The organism is Bradyrhizobium sp. NBAIM08 (assembly GCF_020193935.1).
Classification (GTDB): domain Bacteria; phylum Pseudomonadota; class Alphaproteobacteria; order Rhizobiales; family Xanthobacteraceae; genus Bradyrhizobium; species Bradyrhizobium yuanmingense.
This window is the reverse complement of record NZ_JADYVR010000146.1, coordinates 1-476: the sequence shown is the minus strand read 5'-3', so window position 1 is coordinate 476 and position 476 is coordinate 1. Positions and strand designations below refer to the sequence as shown.

Annotated in this window: 1 pseudogene; it reads left to right on the top strand. The window is 70.2% G+C overall.

Annotation, left to right across the window (positions count from 1 at the left end):
* Nucleotides 1-476, top strand: a pseudogene (locus tag I6F37_RS38835) (hypothetical protein); the annotation flags it as partial.

The window sequence follows — 476 nt, the reverse complement described above, 5'->3', positions numbered from 1 at the left end:
ATCCTGAGCTCGCCAGCGCCGACTCGCCGACGCAGCGCGTCATCGGCGCCGTCCTCGAAGGCCTCGAGCCGGTGCGCCACGCGGTGCCGATGCTGTCGATCAACACCGAGACCGACACCACGGCCGCCGGCGCCGAGAAGTTCGACGCGCGAATCCGCCGGGCGCTCGGGCTCGGCGACGCCGACCCGCCCGTCGCCTACGCCGCGGAGATGAAGTTCGACGGCCTGGCGATCAACCTGCGCTACGAAGCCGGACTGCTCGTCCAGGCGGCGACGCGCGGCGATGGCGAGACCGGCGAGGACGTGACCCACACCGTGCGCACCATCGCGGCGGTGCGAAAGCGCCTGAAGGGAATCGCCGCGCCCGTGCTCGAGGTGCGTGGCGAGATCTTCATGCGGCGCGACGACTTCGAGGCGCTGAACGAGCGGCAGAGAAAGCTGATCGAAGGCGGCGCGAAGAACGAGAAGGTCTTCGTC